Below are 18742 nucleotides of genomic sequence, written 5' to 3'. Positions count from 1 at the left end.
ATAATTCTGAAAAGAGCGTTCCAAACAAATCAATCGTTGCATATTAATGACGTGCCGACGGCTTAATTCTTTCCCTAGGAGGTTGCCATGACTGCCTTTGATGCCGATTCAACCTATCTTGCAGTGCTTTTGGTGTTTGATCCATTTGATCCTGAATTATGGCCGCTGCTTGCTCCCACTGCTCCAAGCGTTGGGCAACTCCAAGCCGCTGGTTGGGTGCAAGCTACCGCCGATGGATTGAGTTTGCCTGCCGAGCGTCGCGAACAGCTGCAAGCGCAATTCGATTCGGCCAGCATCCGCGTTGCGTATCAGCAATTAATTGCTGCTGAGTTAATGTTGAGTGAAAAACAACCAGCGCTCGCCACGCGTTTATTTGCCGATTTACGAACGTTTGCCGAGTTACTGATTCGTCAAGCACCCCATGAACTGGCCGATGTGGTCTATCAAATTCCGACTGATTTAGCGCCAACCAAGGCCGATCGTCAACTGTTGGAGTATTACCGTGGCCTCGCCGCTGGCCTGCGTGATCAATATGCAGAGGCATGTACGTTGCTCAGCCAATTATTGGCGCAACCAGATTTGGAGCCGATGATTCGGGGTCGTGCGCTCAACTCCGATGCCACCTTTGCCCGCTACAGTGGCCATTATGATCGGGCTTTAGCCAATTATCAAGCCAGTTTTGCGCTGTGGGAAGCCCAATCTGATCCGGTGCGCCAAGCCTATGTGCTGCTAAACGAAGGTAGTTTGCGCTACCACCTGCAAGAATATCGTGCTGCTGAGCGTTGCTTGAATAGCAGTTTAGCAACCTTGCAAGCCCAAAATCTGCTTTATCCTCAAGCCTTAGTATTGATCAATCTTGGTTTGTTGGCGCGTGATCGTGGTAATTGGGCGCAGGCTTTGAGCCATTTTGAGCAGGCCGAAGCGATTTTGCAAGCCGAAAATGCCACTGATTTTCTGGGGCGCATCGCCAATAATTTAGGCGAATTAGCCTTGTTGCAGGGCCAATATCAAGCTGCTCGCGAGCATTTTGAGCAAGCCCTAGCTCAAATGAGCAGTCGGGTTTATCACATCGATGCCTATTTGAATTATGGTTTGGCGTGGCATGTTGAAGGCATGTTCGAGCAAGCTGAAAGCGCCTATCGCCAAGCGCTCGATCTGGTGGAAAGCGTTGAGCGCCAAGAAATTGCTGCTTTGGTTTGGTTTCGTTTGGGTCAAGTTGCGGCTGCTCGCAACGATCATCAGCAAGCTGAGCAGCATTATCTGCAAGCAATTGAACTCATCGAGGCGATGCGTGCGCCTATTTTGGCCGAAAGCTTGCAAATTAGTTTGATGGGGCGCTGGCAACAGGTCTACGAAGGGGCAGTGGTAGCCTATCTAGCTCAATCCAAGGTTGAAGCTGCCTTTGTGATGGCCGAAAAAGCCCGTGCCCGCGCACTCAACGATTTGCTGGCCCGTAACGGCCAAACCAACCAAACAATTGGCACAATTCCCAGCCTGAGTGCGTTGCAACAAAGCTTGGCGCAAGGCAGCCTTATGCTCGATTATATGACGATTGGTGCGGTTGGGCCTGAGGCCAGTTTGTTGGCGGCCTTGCCTGCGAGTGCCAAAGCCTTGCGCAGTTTGTTAATTCAGCCCGCAGCAACCTGGCTATTTGCAATTACCGCCGAGCAAGCTCAAGCCTTCAATTGCCAAATCGACCCCAATATTCTCTTGGCGACCTCACCATTTCAGTGTGATGGACGACGCTTTTTGCGCCCGGCAATTCTACAGCGCTTGCAGCAACGTTTGCTCTTGCCAGCCCAAGCCTGCTTACAACAAGCTCAACAGGTGATTATCGTGCCGCATGGAGCCTTGCATCATGTGCCTTGGAATGCCCTGTTGCTGGGTGAACTTCAACTTGATCTGCCATTGACTACCATTCCAAGCGCTGCCAGCTATTTGCAATTGAGCCAACGCCTGCCGAGCCAAGCGACCGAGGCTTGTGTGGCATTAAGTTATGCTGGTGGGGTTGAACCAGCTTTGGTACATACCCATGCCGAGGCCGAAGCAGCGGTTCAGGCACTAGGTGGTCAGCATTATCCATTGCCAGCACCAAATATTCAACAAGAGCTTGGTAAGTATCGAATTGTGCATATTGCCTGCCATGGCGTATTTGTGCTCGACCAACCCTTGGCTTCGTGGCTGCAATTTGGCCCTGAGCAAACCGTCTCGGCCTTGGAAATATTAACGACCTGGCAATTGGCCGCTGATTTGGTGGTGCTGAGTGCTTGCCAAAGCGGTGTGAGCGAAATTGTGCGTGGCGACGAGCCATTTGGTTTGGTGCGGGCATTTTTAGCAGTTGGTGCACGGGCAGTGTTGGTTACACTGTGGCCGGTTGATGATGTGGCCAGTGCGGTATTGATGAAGCTGTTTTATCAAGCCTTACAAATTGGGGCTGCTCCCGCCGAGGCATTACTCCAAGCAGTGCAACAGATTCGCAGCATGCCTCAAGCACAGGTAACTATGCCGCTTGCTCCAAGCCAGCAGACAGAGTACCCGTTCGCCGATCCGCATTATTGGGCGGGCTATCAGTTAATTGGAGTTGGCAACTCGATTTCTACCGTTAGGCCAGCCACATCAGCTTCTTGAACCTCGCCAAACACAGCCTCGCCCCAAACATCGGTTTCGGTGCTACGGCGGCCTGAGGGAGCGATCAAATGGACATTGATATTGGCCAAATCGGGCCATTCACGGTCGTGAAGCTGCACTTGCACCCGCACACGGCAAAGGTTAGCCTCTGCCGGATAAATTGCCAAATTGATTTCGCGCAAGGGCTGAATGCTCGGCGTGAAAGTCAACTGCAACGGTTGGGTGTTTTCACCGCGTAGGGCTGGTTGGGCTGGTTGTAAGGCGGCGAAGCCATCCAACAAGCTTTGGTTAAGGCTAATTTGGATATGGTTGCCGACCATAGCGAGCGCCGCAGCCACTTTTTTATACCAACTTGGCGCTTGATTCAAAAAGCTCAAATCGGGCTGAGGCACAGGCAGATCGCCAACAACAGCGGTAAATGAGCGATCAAGTGCCGCGAAATACTCTGAGCAACCAACACATGCATCTAAATGGTGTTGGATGGCGGGTGGCAAGTGTTGTTGGGCAATCCGTTGGTTGCGCTCAGCATAGATGGCCAGTTGATCGCAGCATGTCTCGCATGCGTGCTGATCAACTGGTACGACCAAGGTTTTTACCAAATGCTGCATGGCATTCTGGCTCCAGTTTGCTTGATTCATAGAACATTCCTACTACAACTAATCAGCGGCTTCAGCATGGAGACGCATGCAAGCGCCCTGACCTATCCTTCTTCAACAAATTCGCGTAAACGAGCGATTAATGCAGGATCGCGGCGTAAGGCTGCTAAATTTTTGGCGCGAGTTACTTGAATATGCGAAGCCAAGACAGGCTTTTGGGCCAATTCGCTTTCAGTTTGGGCCAAAATATCATCATTTTGCTCACTGAAATAGCGCCCAACCACCACGCGCCGCGAACGGGCGCTGAGCGGCCCTTCCTCGATCACCTCGTTTAAGATAGCGCGGAGATCATCAAGTTGCAAGGTTTCGATTGGGGCAACCCATGGGCCGTGTTCAGCATCGGGCATGCTAGCGCGGCGGCGATGTTCTGGTCGGCGCAATTCATCAAGCACGGTGCGCCGCACAATTTGCATACACCATTCGCGAAACGTGGCCGGATTTTGGCATTGCTCGATGTTGCGATGAATTTTGATCAAGGCTTTTTGGGTGCAATCGGTGGTAATTGCATCGCCATCGGGGTATTCGTGGAGCATGGCATAGGCCACACGATAGAGCATATTCCAAAGTGTGGTATAGGCCTCGTGCTGAGCCAGCGAATCTTTTTCAAAGCAGGCAGCATAGAGTGTTGTGCTAGTCATAGTATCGTGCATCCAATCCTCCTAGTAACCGTTGGGTGTGGTTTGCAAGGGCGGTTTTGCTACGCACCAGCCATTGGTTGCGTTGCGATCTAGGCCTTGCTCAGCTATAACCGTGTTGTAATCCATACCCATTCTCTATCATTCGACCTAGCCTAAAAGTCCCCATTTTACCCTAGGCTCTTGATTTATTGCTGATTTTGAGGCAAATTTAACCCCAAGGGAGTAGATAGTAGTGTGAAAAATTCCACTTTGGGGGGATATGGCATCACCTATGATTTATGCTAGCTGAGTTAATGATGCCATGCGACAAATAACCAATCCATTCGGAGGTTCTCACATGGTAGGCGCTGCTTTTCGGCCCAAACCAACCATCGTCGCTCCAGCTCAGGCCAAAGTTATGGTGATTGAAGATAATGCAGATAGCATGGATTTGGCGTTGTTGCTGCTGCGTGAACGAGTTAATGTGGCCTATTGTAACGCTCGTGCCTCGGGCGAGGCCTTTTTCAATTGGTTGAGTTCGCCGCAAGTTCAACAAAATCCCTCCCTTGGCATGCTCGACTTAATTTTGCTGGATATTCGCATCCCGCGAGAGAATGGTTATATGGTGCTGCAAAAGTTACACGTATTACCCGATTTTAAGCGCACCAAAATTGTGGCTATGTCGGCCTATAGCAGCCGCGAAGATGTTGAACGTATGCGTTTAGCAGGCTTTGATGGCTTTGTCGCGAAACCGGTTTCAGTTAAAACCTTCCCTGATTATATTGTGCGGATTTTGCGCGGCGAAGCGATTTGGGACATTTATTAAACCAAGCGCTGGTTCCCCACGTAGCATAGCCTGTTCGATCTCAGTGGGGAATTGGCGATGGAATATGATCTGATTGTGATTGGTGCAGGCATCGCAGGCTTGTCTGCTGCCGCCCTCTTGGCCAACGATGGCTACCGAGTTCTCGTGCTAGAGGCGCATATCGAGCCTGGTGGCTGTGCTTCTTCCTATCAACGTAAACGCCCAAATGGCGAACACTATATTTTTGATGTTGGCGCAACCGTCTTTGCTGGCTTTCGGCCTGGTGGTGCGCATTATTGGCTTGGGCAAAAATTAGGCTTAACCTGGCCAATTCGCCCACTCAATCCAGCTATGCAAGTGTGGTTGCCCGATCTGCGGGTGACCCGTTGGGGTGATGAGCGCTGGATCGCCGAGCGCCAGCGGCTTTGCCCCAGCCAAGCATGGGAAGCTGAGCAATTTTGGCGTGAGCAAGAGCGTTTGGCCGAGGTTGCTTGGCGCTTTGCTGGCCGCATGCCGCCAATGCCGCCCGAATCGTTGGCCGATCTTGGTCAATTGGCAACTACAATTCGGCCTGAGATGCTGAATTTGTTGCCAGCCCTGCCGCGCACCGTCAAGCATGCGCTCAATCGACATAAGGTTGATGATCGGCGGATTCGCGCATTTATTGATGGTCAATTGTTGATTAGCGCCCAAAGTAGCCATGCCGAATGTGCTTGGCTCTACGGGGCGGTGGCACTCGATTTGGCGCGGATTGGTACATACTATGTTGAGGGCGGCGCATGGAATTTAGCCAAAACCCTCGAACAAGCTTTGCTCAAGGTTGGCGGCGAGATTCGCTATCGCCAAAAAGTAAGCCAAATTCAGACCGATCGTGGGCAAGTGGTTGGGGTAACCACTGAGCAGGGCGAGCGGTTTCGGGCAAAGCAGGTGATTGCTAATACGACGGTTTGGGATTTAGCTGAGCTGATCGATCAGCCACCAAGTTGGATGCTCCGTCGAACGATCAAGGCTGTACCGCAAGGTTGGGGCGCGGCAACGCTCTATTTGGGCATCGACGAAGCAGCAATTCCCCAAGGCTTAGCTGAACATCATCAAATTATTGCCAACTACGATCAAGCTCTTGGCGAGGCCAATAGTGTGTTTATTTCGTTGCATCCAGCTGATGATAGTTCGCGTGCGCCCGCTGGCCAACGAGCAATGACCATTTCAACCCATACTGATGTTGGACGCTGGTGGCATTGGCGACAAACTGACCCAGCTCGCTATCGCGTCGAAAAGATAGCGATGGCCGAGCGCATGCTGGATACCGTGACGTTAGCAATGCCCGCAATTCGCCACCATATTCGCTATCAACAAATTGGTACGCCGGTTTCGTTTGCCCGCTACACCCAGCGCAAACGCGGTATGGTGGGCGGCTTGCCGCAATGGCGTTCGATTTCGGGCTTGCTTAGTTTAGGGCCACAAGCGGCACGCATTAACGGCTTGTGGTTGGTGGGGGATAGCACTTTTCCTGGTCAAAGCACTGCGGCTGTGACCCAAAGTGCGATTCAGGTCTATCAGAAAATTCGTATGAAGGATGAACGCTAGATCCACCAAGGAATAAGGGGTCAGGATTCGGGGATGAGGGGTCAGCTTTAAATTACCGAGTCCAAGCATCAATCATGACTCCTGATCGCTGGCCCCTTATTCCTAAATCTGCTCTGCACCGCTGGGTTAAAAACTCCAGACTTCTGACAGCTAATCCCTGATCCCTTGATAGCGATCCAAACGATCGCGCAGGGCATTGCCAAGCAAGTTGAGCCATAGCACGGTTGTGGCAATACACAGGCCTGGAATGATCATCAGCCGTGGTTCGCGTTGAAAAAATGCCCGTGATTCGTTGATCAAATTGCCCCATTCAGGGGTTGGCGGATTCAGGCCAAAGCCAATAAACGATAAGGCTGACAGATTCAAAATCACGCTGCCAAAGTTGGTTGTGGCAATCACAACCATCGCCCCAAACAGGTTGGGTAGCACATGGCGCAGCAAAATCGCCAGTGGTTTTACGCCAATTGCTTGCGCACCTTCAATGTAGGGCATTGCTAATTCTTTGAGGATCAAGGCGCGATACATGCGGGCATACCACGTCCAGTTGGTCAAAATCAGCGCCAGCAATAAATTGCTAAACGAACGCGAGAGAATTGCGCTCAAGGCAAGGGCCAGCAACACTGGTGGAATGGCTTGAAAGGTTTCGGTAATCCGACTCAGTAGATAATCCAGCCAGCGTGGCCCCAAGGCACAGCATGCCCCCAAGCCCAAGCCCAAACAGCTTGTACCAAGGCACACGAAGCCTGCTCCAAACAACGACCAACGTCCGCCAACCAAAATTCGTGCGAGCACATCACGGCCAAATTGGTCGGTGCCAAAGGGATGGCTCACTGATGGCGAGGCTAGGCGCTGCCCAATATTCTGCGCTAGCGGATCAACCTGCCAGAGCCATGGGCCAACGATCACCGCTATCAGCATACACAACAATCCGCCAGCGGCTAATTTTCCGATGTGGCTCAGCTGTGGTTTGGCACGTTGCTCAGCCTGCTCAATTGGCGGTGTTTTGACGGAGCCGTGGGTCAAGCGCTGCCATGCCGAGGTCAGCGCACCAGTTAGCGATAACATACATTCCCCCTGCGATCAACACTGCCAAGCCCAAAACTGGCATATCGCCCACTAAGGCTGCCTCGACCGCCATTCGCCCAACCCCAGGATAGGCAAATACAGTTTCGATAATCACCGTGCCAGTTAGCAAAAAGGCCAATTCTAGGCTGATTGGGGTGATTAAGCTGGCTGCAATATTAGGAAGCGCATGCCCAAACAATAAGCCATATTCGGAGCGTCCTTTGGCTCGGGCCGTCACGATATACTGTTGATTAAGCACATCGAGGGTGGTCGCCCGTATCAAGCGTGATGTGAGGGCAATATTTGGCAAGGCTAAAACGATGGCTGGCAATAACATGCCTTTAAATGTGGCACTGCCCAGGGCTGGCAACCAGCGTAATTTGGCTGCAAACACCAAAATCAACACCAGCGCAATCCAAAAGCCAGGAATTGCCGCACCAATCACGGCCAAAAATTGCGCCGCATGATCCAACAAACTATGGCGCTTGATCGCGCTGATCAATCCCAAGGGAATGGCAATGCTCAGCGAAACTGTGAGCGCCAAGCCCGCCATTAGTAAGGTGGCGGGCAGACGTTCGCGATACATCAGCCAAACTGGCTTGCCCGAACGATAGCTGACCCCAAAATCGCCCTGTACTACTCCGCCAATCCAGCTGGCATATTGGCTGAGCAGTGGACGATTAAGCCCTAGCTCACGCCGTTTTTGCGCCACAGCTTCGGCGGGCGGCGCATCAAGGCCGCTGGCGCTCAACAACATTCGAGCTGGATCACCGGGGGCCATATGGATGATCAGAAATGCCAGCATGCTGACCATCCACAACACTAGCAGCCCGCTGAGCAAGCGCCCTGCAAATTGCGGCAACGGAATGCTCATTGATTAAGTTTCAAATCCTTGGTAATCAAATAGACATCGTTGGGATTGGGCACATAGCCACTAATGCTGCCCTTGCGATAGGCGCTGATCAGCGGTGGACTGGTCAAATAAAGGTTGGTTGGATCATTTTTGACCTCGGTTTGGATGCGTTTGGCAATCGCAATTCGTTTGCTTGGGTCTTGCTCGGCTCGCAGTTCAGCAAAGGCACTTTCAATCGCTGGATTGTTATAGCCAGCATAATTGTAGGCCGCGCCTGCAACTAAGGTAATGCCAACCGTATATTGGGGGTCGCTCGAGGTTCCTATTGAATACATGCTGGCATGGAAATTGCCTTTTTCGAGCACTTCGCCAATATCAGCAACTTCGTTTACTTCGACTTTGATCCCAAGGGTTTGGAGTTGGGCTTGAATTGCGATCGCCATCAAGGTTAGTTCGGCGCGGCCAGGGTAGCTGTGCAAGGTAAAGGCCAGCGGCTGACCATTTTTGCTACGCATACCGTCGCTGCCCACCGCCCAACCTGCTTGATCAAGCAAACTCGCCGCTTGGGCTGGGTCAAAAATTTGGGCCTCAACCAGCTCAATTCCCACCGTTGCTGGATAAAGATTGGTGGCGACTGCCCCTTGGCCATCCAGCGTCGCTTGCAATAAGGCTTGACGATCAATCGCTAGGGCCATGGCTTGACGCACCAGTCGATCATCAAATGGTGGATGGGCACTATCCAACATAACATAATGCATGCGAGTGCCAGCCACGCTCTGAATCTCAATGTCGGCGGGTAATCCACGGGCAACATCGGGCGAAACATTGGTCAGGAGATCCAAATCGCCGCTTTGTAAAGCCAACGCACGAGCATTGGCATCGGGAATTTTCTTGACGCTGATTTTTTTCAGCCCTGCCTGACCATCCCAATAATTGGCAAAACGTTCGAGCACCAACTCTTGATCTTTTTCAAGGCTGATTGGCTGATACATACCTGTTAAAATCGAAATGCCATTGACCTCAGGCTTATGGATTACGAAATTCCAGTTGGTCAAGCTATAGGGAATGCTGCCCTCGGCTTGGCTGGTGGTTAAGGTCAGAATGTAATCATCAACCACGCTGACTTTGGTATCCGCAGGAATGAAATTTTTAGCGCCACTAAGGTTTTGCCAACTGCTGTTGAATGAATTAAGCACATCGTTGGCCTTGAGTTCGCTGCCATCGTGAAAGCGAATACCTTGGCGCAATTTGATTTGCCAGGTGTTTGAATCAAGCGCGGTAACGCTTTCAGCTAACCATGGTTCTAGCTGATTGTTGGGCGTAAAACGCATCAAGGTTTCGCCTGCTCCATATGTCAGCATATTGTAGCCGTTCGAGCCTTGAGCTACATCAAGGCTGGCTGGCAAATTGATGCCCGTGCCAATTCGTAATTCGCCATTTGAATTGCTGGTTGAAGTTGTTGTTTGAGGTGTTTCACTGGATGTACCACACGCCACTAAGCTTTGTATTATTAGAATCAGCCCCAAAAGCTGAGTTAAACGCCGCATTGCCAAACCTTTCTATCTGATTATTGATATCAAGTATCAACAAAGTGTTAATTGTAGACGGCTGATCGCTGTTTGTCAAATAAATGTCTAGGCATTTCAGCGAGCAACATTGGGGCTTTGGCGCAGACGATTCGAGGGGTCAGGGATCAGGGGCGAGGCATCAGGGTACAATACATGAAGAACGTGAAAGCAGAGCCCCTTCGTGCACTTCGCGGTTACGCCCTTCCTGCTCTTTGTGCTCTTCGCGGATCAATCAATAGCCATGTTTGCTTGAGCTTGACAGGGCTTATATAATCGAACAAATGAGCTATTTTATACAAAGCTAATCGATGAAATTTGGTAGGAGTAACCTTGATGAAGTATCTGCTGACCTCGGCTGGAATTACCAATCCAAGTATTCACGCCACATTGGTGAAGCTGCTCGGTAAACCAATTGACCAATGCAATGCCCTCTGTATCCCAACCGCCAGTTATGCTAATTCAAATGGCATCGATAGTGCTTGGCGCTTTATCAGCGGCAATGAACCACAAACACCGATGTGCGAGTTAGGCTGGAAATCTTTGGGGGTTTTGGAATTGACGGCACTGCCCAGTATTGATCGATCACGCTGGGTTCCGGTCGTCCAGCAATGTGATGTGCTGCTGGTTGGCGGTGGTGATCCGCTCTATCTGGGTTATTGGATGCAGCAATCGGGCTTGGCTGAGCTTTTGCCGAGCCTGAGCAATCTGGTCTATGTAGGCTTGAGTGCTGGCAGCATGGTGCTAACGCCACGCATTGGCGAGTACTTTGTAGGTTGGCGACCACCAACAGGCGGCGATCGCACACTGGGCATGGTCAATTTTTCGATATTTCCGCACCTTGATCACCCAGACCTGCCGCATAACATACTGGCTAATGCTGAAAAATGGGCTGCTAGTATCGCTGAGCCAGCCTATGCGATCGATGATCAAACGGCGATGCAGGTTGTCGATGGTCAGGTTGAGGTGATTTCCGAGGGCCATTGGAAACAGTTTGGCTAGAGGGTTCAGGGATTAGGGGGCAGGGGTCAGGGACTGGAACTTTAGTTGCCAGAAGTTAGCTTTTATCGCAACGGTGTCAAGGAGCAAGGTTCATACATAAACAACGTAAACCCAGACCCTTCGCGCTCTTCGTGTTCTTCGTGGTTTCAGCCCTTCTGACCCCTAACCTCTGACCCCTAACCCCTGAACCCTCTGGTTATTGCCAATGTGGCAGCAAATTTTCCAAGCTGTTGCCGTCGATTTGGCCTAAACCAAGGTAACGTTGCTGTTGATCACGCACTACCACGACGCTGCCATTAGGATATTGGCTGGTTTTAATCACTAAATCGCGCCGTGCTAGCCAATCGTCAAGCTGCTGATCGCTGATTGTTAGCTGTTGCTGGCTGAATTGCTCGGCGTAACGCGAGGCTAAATCGTGGGCTGGCTGAAAACCATGCCGCGATAGTTTGCCAACCTGAATCCCCGCACTGACAAAGGGAAATTGCTCAAAATTGCTTAGCCAGCGCTCAGGAATCGCCTGAATTGTTTTGCCGTTGCGCCATAAACTAAGGCCTTTGGTTGTTAAGATTTGGCGCAAATCAAAGCCATAAACAGCGTGCAATGTATCCAGAATTTGGCGCTGTTCCTCATTTGTGACGGCTTTATAGCCAGCTTTGGCGAGGGTTTGTTGCGGTCGCTCAAGGTTGGGTGTGGCAATCTGATCGCGCTTGACGATCAGCGCAGCGAAAAATCCGGCGGTGTTGTAGAGATGCGGCCACAAGCGCAAAGCATTGGCGATGCTTGGGTCGTAATTTTGCGAGCCTGCCGCCAACAAGCCAGGTGCTTCAATTGGTACATTGGCTGGAATTGACATAATTTGAATTTGCTCGGGATAGCGCTTGAGCAGCGCATCGAGCACAGCTTCATCTTCTTCTGGCGCAAGGCTACAGGTCGAGTAAACCACATGGCCGTTGGGTCGGGCCGCTTGCAAGGCACTTTCAAGCAACTTAATTTGGCGTTGTTGCAGGGTGTTGCGTTCATGGCTCGAAACCAGACGGCTGGTATGGCGTTCGCTGGTACGGAGCGCTTCACCGCTACACGGCGCATCCAACAAGACATAATCAAATTGTTCAGGCAACCAACGGCCCATACGTTCACCTGGTTGGTTGGTGATGACCGCCGAGGTGCTACCCCAGCGTTGGATGTTGCCTTTGAGGCCGGCGATGCGTTGTAAATTGCTGTCATTGGCAACTACCAGCCCACGATCTTCAAACTGCGAAATAATATGAGTGGTTTTGCCTCCAGGCGCGGCAGTCAAATCCAGCACGCTGGGTTCAGCCTCAGGTTGCAATTCAAAAAGCTCGACGGGCAACATGGATGCAGCATCTTGGATGTAGTAATGGCCCATTTGATGCTCGACGGTGCGGCTTAAATTGCCAACCTCGTTGCGCAATTGCCAGCCTGTTTGGCAAAATGGCACTTGCTCAAGTTGCCATCCATACTGTTGTTGCCATGCTTGAGGGGCATTCACACTTGCCTTGAGCGGATTGGTGCGCAAACCACTGGGCAAAGGCTGATTGATACTTTCAAGCAGTTGATTTAGTTCAGTTTCATTCAATAAATCGCGATACGCTTCAAGCTGTCGCGGTAGTTGACGGGTCATGCTTATTCCTTATAGCTTGGAGATCGGGAGATTGCACTTCTGCGCATTAATTTATTTCTGCTGAGTCGTTGTGAACAATGTTGAAACTATTGTACCAGTATCATTAGAGCACATTATGTTATTGCTCATGCTCATCGCAGCCCAACGAGTTACAATCGCTGGCTAAGGCGCAGCCAACCAAGTGGCGCAGTGATTTTGGCGTTTGAGCTTGCTGAATAAAACTGAAAGATTGGGGTAACATGCGGCGTAGCGCCTGATAGTCGGCAGGCGGAATTGGTGCGCCAATTACTTCACGTAGCCAATGTGCGCCGCTCCAAAGTGCGTGTGCTCGATCAGGCTGCTGGTTGAGTGCACTCCAAACCGCTAAACCCTCGATTGAAGCGGCCACGCCTTCGCGATCGCCAACCCGATAAAGGGTCGCTAAACTTTGGCTGAGCAATTGTTGAGCATCTGCATAACGGCGTTGGGCCAAGGCTACTCGCCCCAAAAAGGTTTGGCTGCGGGCCATCGCTGGCCAATTGCCCAATGGCTCAAGCATGGCGATGCTTTGTTCGAGCCATTGTTGAGCCTCGTGATCATCGCCATAAATTAATAAAGCCCTGCCATAAAACCCCATGGCGGTGCCGATGCCACTTTTGCTGCCAAGCTCTTGATAGAAGCTGAGACTCTCGGCCAACAGCGCCAAAGCACTGCGTGAGCCATGATGTACCAACTGACTCATGCCCAAATGGCGCAAACTGCTGGCCATGCCATAGCGATCATCAAGCATTTTTAATAGAGGTAAGCTTTCTTCTAAGGCCTGAATTGCTTCGTCATAACGCCCTTGCCAATAGGCAACCATGCCGATGTTAGTTAATGCATGAGCGATTGCTTTGGGTTGATGTTCGGCGCGTGGCTCGACCAACACTTCACCAAAAGCCTGATTGGCTGCCGCATAATCATCTTGGATAAAGGCCAAAACGCCTGCTCCAAGCCGTACTTTATCGCGTATCGCCAAGGGAATGGTGCTTGGTTGCAGGTGTTGGATTTTGGCGAGCCATTCGCGACCTTCGCTGATATGGCCTTGTTCGTGCCAAAAGCGCCAAAAACTCGCACATAATTGCCAGACTGCCAAGCTATACTCTTGCTGAATGCCCCATGCGAGAATGCTGCGAATTGTTGGCAGTTCGCGCTCGAGCCGTTTGATCCAGCCTGTGTGGTTGCTCACCAAAAAGGCTTGTTCAGCTTGCTGCATCAACTCAACATAATAATCGAGTAATTGTTGTTGTAGCCAATGAGCCTCGCCTTTGGGCAATTTACTCAAGCTATATTCACGAATTGTATCGAGCATGGCGAACCAACTTAGGCCATCGCTGCTGGTTTCGCGTTGCAACAAACTAGCGTTGACCAAATGCTGCAAAACCCGTTCGATCCGGCTTGGCTCGTCGTTGGGCCACAAGGCTTGGGCCGCCTCACGGGTAAAACTGCCATCGAACAAACTAATTCCTTGGAAAATTGTTTGTTCGTAGCTGCCAAGCAGTTCGTAGCTCCAATCGATGGCCCCGCGCAGCGAATGTTGGCGCTGCGTTCGATCAGGGCTGTTGTGATAGAGAAAATCCAGCCGCTGGTTGAGCCGTTGCAACATCACCTTCGGCGGATAAAATTTACTATGGACTGCCGCTAGTTCGATTGCCAAGGCCAAGCCATCAAGCCGCACACAAATTTCGGCCACAATGGGAGCGTTTTCAGCAGTCAAGCGAAATTGACTATCAACCGCTTGCGCCCGCTGCACAAATAGCTGAACCGCTGGGCTGGCGGCAATTTGCTCAAGTGGTGGGCTTTGTTGTAGGTCGGGCAAGCCGAGTGGGGGCAACACAAACTCATATTCAGCATACACCCCCAAAACAATCCGGCTGGTGACCACAATTTTCAAATTTGGGCAATGCTGAAGTAATTGACTGACTTGCGGCGCTGCCCCCAACACTTGCTCAAAATTATCCAAAATGAAGAGCATGGTTTGATTGCTAATCCAATCCTGCAAGCGTTCAAGCGACTGATCATCGCCGTGGTCGCGTAATCCTGCGGCGCGAGCCAGACTTGCGGCGACCATATTGGGGTCGTTGATGGTATCGAGCGCAACAAATACCACGGGAATTTGCTGGGTTTGATGTAACTGCTGGGCAATATAGCTAGCCATGCTGGTTTTGCCTGAGCCACCCATCCCCGTGATCGTGATTAATCGGGCTTCGGGTTTGCTCAGTAGTTCTTGTAAGGCGGTTAATTCATGCTGGCGACCAATCAGCGCAGCGATCGGGTAGGGCAGGCGCAAATGGGCAAGGCTTGTCGGATTAGCTTGCGGCGCTTGGCTAGGAGCTTCAATCCGCATAAAACGATAGCCAATCCCCGATTCTGAGTGAATTAGCTGAGGTTTGGTTGGGTCGTCTTCGAGTTTGGCACGTAAACGCCGAATATAGGCATGCAGATAAGCCCGATCTTCGCTATAGCTTTTGCCCCAAACCTGTTGTAATAGCATGCGATGGGTCAAAACTTGGCCGTGATATTGAACAAATAATTTGAGCAAGGCCCATTCAGTTTTGGTAAGATGAACTAATTCGCCATATTTGCGCACCTGCTGATCCTGCCAATTGATCAGCAACACCCCACATTCGGTATACTGCGGCTGTTGTTGCTGGGTCGCTTGTTGGCTACGCCGCAACAAGGCCCGCACCCGAGCCAAAAATTCACTTTCATGAAACGGTGTAATCACATAATCATCAATCCCTTGATCGAGCGCAATGCCCCGCATATAGGCATCGCTGCTGGCTCCCACCATCAGCAACGGCAAATTTGAATGCTCACGAAGATTACGACAAAACTCCAGCGCATCGTGGTCGGGAATCCACTGATCGATCACCACCAAATCAAGCGCCTCTTGCTCGACGAGGAGTTGAGCTGCTTGAATACTATCGCTGCGTAACACCTGAAAACTAGCGGTTTTCAAGACCCGCACAATTAAGGCTTGCAAGGCTCGATCTGGTTGAATCACTAAGATTGTAGGCTGTTGCGTCATGGAACCTCCTAGTGGATCACTGGCAGAGCTTTAAGATATTTTTTAGAAACATAACAATATTTTTAGAATTTTTTAAGAAGGGTTGCATATAGTATACCTACGAATTGCGCTTTTCGACAATCAAGCTTGAAACAATCCCATTCCCGATCTTTTTTAGTGGCATTCACAAGGAAGGATAGCAATTATGCACAAGCGGTGGGCATTTTGGTTCAGCGGCCTAACCATGGCGTTGGTCATGTTGGCAAGTTTTGGCCCTGCGGCGCAGGGAGTTGCAGCCCGCACTTGGGCAACCGTCAGCAACGGTGATTCTGGCGATAACGTCTATACCGTGCAAGCAATGTTGAAACAACGCGGCTATAGCTTGACGGTCGATGGCGATTTTGGTTCAGGCACCTTGTCAACTGTCAAAAGTTTCCAATCAAGCAAAGGCTTGAGCGCTGATGGCGTGGTTGGCCCCAACACTTGGGAGCAATTGGTTCTCACGGTGCGCCAAGGCGATAACAACATTGTCGTCAATGCCTTGCAACGCCAATTGAAAAAGCATGGCCATTCGTTGACGGTTGATGGCGATTTTGGCGCAGGCACGCTGTCGGCAGTCAAAAGCTTTCAATCAAGCAAAGGCTTGGGAGCTGATGGGATTGTTGGCGCTGATACCTGGGCCGCCTTGACTGGCAATCCAGGTGGTGGTGGCTCCAGCCGCGCCGATTTGGCACGTACCATCCGCGATAGCAGCCGCATCGCCCTCGCGACGATCCATACCTCAGGCGTTTCCGATAGCGCAACCGCCCGCCAAAACATTGTTGACACCGCCAATGGTGGCGCTGCTCGCCGGAGCAGCTATGGCAATGCTCCAGGTGGTTCGGTTTACCTCAGCACCTCATTATTGAACGGGATGATCACCCTCTCACAATCGTGGAGCTACTCGGTTAGCGAAATTGCTGGTGGCTCCCACAGCGCCAACTCACGTCACTATGCTGGCGTTGCCGTCGATGTTAATGTGATCAACGGCTCACACGTTAGCGCATCACACCCCAACCAACAATCATTCCGCAACAAATGTGCCAATCTCGGCGCAACCGAAGTGCTTGGCCCTGGCGATTCTGGCCATAGCACCCACATCCACTGCGCTTGGCCCCGCCCATAATCACTCTTGCCTACAAGCCTCACGTTGCCTAACGTGGGGCTTGTTTTTTGAACAAAGGAAACCCCGCAATGAAGAAACTTTCCCGCCGTACATTTGGCAAACTATCGCTGGGCGTGGCAATGAGCGTGGTGGTTGGTGGCACAGAATTACGCTTCTTGCGGCCAGCTCATGCCGCCGTTGCAACTCCTGCGATTGATTCAACTGCTGCTTGGGGGGCTGCTGCTGCCAAAGAGCCAATCAATGTGCTCAATCAAAAGCCAATCGGCATTGTTGTGCACCACACGACTAATCCTAACACCAACGATTTTACCCGCAATAAGGCATGGCAAGTGGCGCGGCAAATTCAACAAAGCCATTTCAATCGCGGTTGGATCGATACTGGCCAACAATTTACGATCAGCCGTGGTGGCTGGATTATGGAAGGCCGCCATCAAAGTTTGAGTATTTTGCAAGGCGGTACGAAGCATGTTCAAGGCGCACACGTCGATGGCCATAATGAAACCCATATTGGCATCGAATGCGAAGGCTTGTATATGAATGTCACGCCCAGCCTGCCCTTGTGGAATAAACTGGTGGCTTTAATTGCCTATATTTGCCAGCAATATGGCCTCACTGCCAACGCTATTGTCGGCCATCGCGATTTGGATAGCACCAGTTGTCCAGGCGATACGCTGTATAGTTTGCTGCCACAATTGCGCACGGCGGTTGATACAACCCTCAGTGGTGGGGCAGTTGGTCGCATGTGGCCGATTTTGCGGCGTAACACACCTGCGACTGGCCTTGCCAAAACTATGCAATATCTCTTGCGAGCACGCGGTGCGACGATTACCGCCGATGGAGCCTTTGGCCCAGGCACTGAAACTGCGGTCAAGAGCTTTCAAACCGCCAATGGCCTAACCTCAGATGGAGTCGTTGGGGCAGCAACGTGGGAAAAATTAATCATGACCTTGCGCTCAGGCGATACGGGCGAGGCAGTCAAGGCCTTGCAAAATCAACTGACGGTGCAAAATTACCCAACGACGATTGATGGTAGCTTTGGAACAGGCGTAAACACGCTTGTTCGCGCCTTCCAAACCAATCGCCAATTGACGGTTGATGGTGTGGTTGGCTTGAACAGCTGGAATCATTTAGCGATGTAATGAGGGTATTTGATGAAAGCTTTCGTTTGGCGGATTGCCAGTTTTACGTTAATCTTGAGCATTGTGCTTGGTTCGATCGGTTCGGCGCATGCATTTTCAGCGGCATTTTTCCATACAATTAGCAAAGGCAATCGTGGCACTGATGTCAAAGCTATGCAATATTTGCTCAATATTAGTGCCGACGGCGTGTTTGGCTCAGGCACCGAAAGCTCTGTTAAGAGTTTTCAATCGAGTCAAGGCCTTGGGGCTGATGGCATTGTTGGCCCTAACACTTGGAATGCGCTGGTTGTAACCGTGCGGCGTGGTGATAATGGTAACGCAGTTAAAGCCGTCCAAACCTTGTTGAATGCCAAACGCAACGCTGGCTTAACTGTCGATGGTGCATTTGGGGCTGGTACGGAAAGCGCTGTCAAGAGTTTTCAGAGCCATGCTGGCCTGAGTGCCGATGGCGTGGTTGGCCCAACCACCTGGAAGAACTTGATTTGGCATTATGAATATACTGATTTCAGTGCCAACATCTGCGATCAAGACCCCGATAATAATGGTAATGCCAACTGGGGTGTCGCCTCAACGGTGGCCCAAATTGAAGCGGCGGCTAGTGATTTTGCCAGCTATGGTAAGGGCAAAGTGCCGCTTGGCGATATTAGTTTTGAACATGGTGGCGATATTCCAGGCCATGCCTCACACGAAACTGGCCTTGATGTTGATCTTTGGCCAATTCGCAGCGATGGCAAGCAATGTACTGGCAGCCGAATTACCTGGCAATCGAGCACCTACGATCGCGCTGCGACCCGCAATTTGGTCAAAGCCATTCGGGCTGCTGCGCCTAACCAAATTGCCTTGATTTACTTCAATGATCCGGTGTTGATTAGCGAAGGCTTGACCACTTCCTATCCCAATCACGATAATCATTTACACATTCGCTTCAAATAGGTTTCGATCATTGCTCTATAATCCGTCAGAGTTGCTGCTATAAGGTGGCAAACCTGA

Annotated in this window: 14 protein-coding genes; 7 read left to right on the top strand and 7 right to left on the bottom strand. The window is 51.1% G+C overall.

What is annotated here, in order from left to right:
- Positions 1-87: 87 nt before the first annotated feature.
- Positions 88-2628 (top strand): CHAT domain-containing protein, encoded by a 2541-nt coding sequence (locus ABEB26_RS09250; RefSeq protein ID WP_345721690.1) that lies wholly within the window; start codon positions 88-90, stop codon positions 2626-2628.
- Here ABEB26_RS09250 and ABEB26_RS09245 read toward each other — a convergent pair.
- Together ABEB26_RS09245 and ABEB26_RS09240 are read right to left on the bottom strand one after the other, a co-directional pair.
- On the bottom strand, positions 2568-3266 hold the full coding sequence (locus ABEB26_RS09245; RefSeq protein ID WP_345721689.1) for a hypothetical protein: 699 nt from the start codon (positions 3264-3266) through the stop codon (positions 2568-2570). The two genes, ABEB26_RS09250 and ABEB26_RS09245, sit on opposite strands and share 61 nt — an antisense overlap.
- A gap of 62 nt (positions 3267-3328) precedes the next feature.
- The gene (locus tag ABEB26_RS09240; RefSeq protein WP_345721688.1) at positions 3329-3934 is read right to left on the bottom strand and encodes an RNA polymerase sigma factor; all 606 of its coding nucleotides are present in this window, start codon (positions 3932-3934) and stop codon (positions 3329-3331) included.
- 325 nt (positions 3935-4259) lie between these two features.
- Here ABEB26_RS09240 and ABEB26_RS09235 point away from each other — a divergent pair, with 325 nt between their 5' ends.
- Together ABEB26_RS09235 and ABEB26_RS09230 are read left to right on the top strand one after the other, a co-directional pair.
- Entirely contained in the window at positions 4260-4727 is a 468-nt protein-coding gene (locus ABEB26_RS09235; protein ID WP_345721687.1) for a response regulator, read from the top strand.
- Between the two features lie 57 nt (positions 4728-4784).
- Positions 4785-6293, top strand: coding sequence for an FAD-dependent oxidoreductase (locus tag ABEB26_RS09230; RefSeq protein ID WP_345721686.1), 1509 nt, complete (start codon positions 4785-4787; stop codon positions 6291-6293).
- 150 nt (positions 6294-6443) lie between these two features.
- Here ABEB26_RS09230 and ABEB26_RS09225 read toward each other — a convergent pair whose 3' ends face one another.
- From ABEB26_RS09225 to ABEB26_RS09215, 3 genes are read right to left on the bottom strand one after another with little or no spacing between them, the layout of a single operon-like run.
- Positions 6444-7358 (bottom strand): ABC transporter permease, encoded by a 915-nt coding sequence (locus ABEB26_RS09225; protein ID WP_345721685.1) that lies wholly within the window; start codon positions 7356-7358, stop codon positions 6444-6446.
- Positions 7282-8232 carry an ABC transporter permease gene (locus ABEB26_RS09220; RefSeq protein ID WP_345721684.1) on the bottom strand — a complete coding sequence of 317 codons (951 nt, stop codon included), beginning with the start codon at positions 8230-8232 and terminating at the stop codon, positions 7282-7284. The genes ABEB26_RS09225 and ABEB26_RS09220 overlap by 77 nt, the downstream gene beginning before the upstream one ends.
- Positions 8229-9758, bottom strand: coding sequence for an ABC transporter substrate-binding protein (locus ABEB26_RS09215; protein ID WP_345721683.1), 1530 nt, complete (start codon positions 9756-9758; stop codon positions 8229-8231). Before ABEB26_RS09215 ends, ABEB26_RS09220 begins: the two co-directional genes overlap by 4 nt.
- A gap of 354 nt (positions 9759-10112) precedes the next feature.
- Between ABEB26_RS09215 and ABEB26_RS09210 the strand changes: the two genes are divergently transcribed.
- Positions 10113-10778 (top strand): Type 1 glutamine amidotransferase-like domain-containing protein, encoded by a 666-nt coding sequence (locus ABEB26_RS09210; protein ID WP_345721682.1) that lies wholly within the window; start codon positions 10113-10115, stop codon positions 10776-10778.
- A 196-nt stretch (positions 10779-10974) separates the two neighbouring features.
- Here the strand turns inward: ABEB26_RS09210 and ABEB26_RS09205 are convergent, their stop codons facing one another.
- Complete coding sequence (locus ABEB26_RS09205; protein WP_345721681.1) at positions 10975-12420, bottom strand: NOL1/NOP2/sun family putative RNA methylase; 1446 nt, start codon at positions 12418-12420, stop codon at positions 10975-10977.
- Between the two features lie 118 nt (positions 12421-12538).
- The gene (locus ABEB26_RS09200; RefSeq protein WP_345721680.1) at positions 12539-15469 is read right to left on the bottom strand and encodes a winged helix-turn-helix domain-containing protein; all 2931 of its coding nucleotides are present in this window, start codon (positions 15467-15469) and stop codon (positions 12539-12541) included.
- Between the two features lie 184 nt (positions 15470-15653).
- Between ABEB26_RS09200 and ABEB26_RS09195 the strand changes: the two genes are divergently transcribed.
- The 3 genes from ABEB26_RS09195 to ABEB26_RS09185 all read left to right on the top strand — a co-directional run bounded on the left by ABEB26_RS09195 (position 15654) and on the right by ABEB26_RS09185 (position 18685).
- Positions 15654-16613 (top strand): peptidoglycan-binding domain-containing protein, encoded by a 960-nt coding sequence (locus ABEB26_RS09195; RefSeq protein WP_345721679.1) that lies wholly within the window; start codon positions 15654-15656, stop codon positions 16611-16613.
- Positions 16614-16681: 68 nt separating this feature from the next.
- A complete protein-coding gene (locus tag ABEB26_RS09190) occupies positions 16682-17752 on the top strand; it encodes a peptidoglycan recognition protein family protein (protein ID WP_345721677.1) in 1071 nt (356 codons plus the stop codon).
- 12 nt (positions 17753-17764) lie between these two features.
- Positions 17765-18685 (top strand): penicillin-insensitive murein endopeptidase, encoded by a 921-nt coding sequence (locus ABEB26_RS09185; protein WP_345721676.1) that lies wholly within the window; start codon positions 17765-17767, stop codon positions 18683-18685.
- Positions 18686-18742: the final 57 nt, after the last annotated feature.

Origin of the sequence: Herpetosiphon gulosus (assembly GCF_039545135.1) — a bacterium.
Taxonomy (GTDB): domain Bacteria; phylum Chloroflexota; class Chloroflexia; order Chloroflexales; family Herpetosiphonaceae; genus Herpetosiphon; species Herpetosiphon gulosus.
Note: the sequence above shows the minus strand (reverse complement) of the source record. Positions and strands in the feature narration are given on the sequence as shown.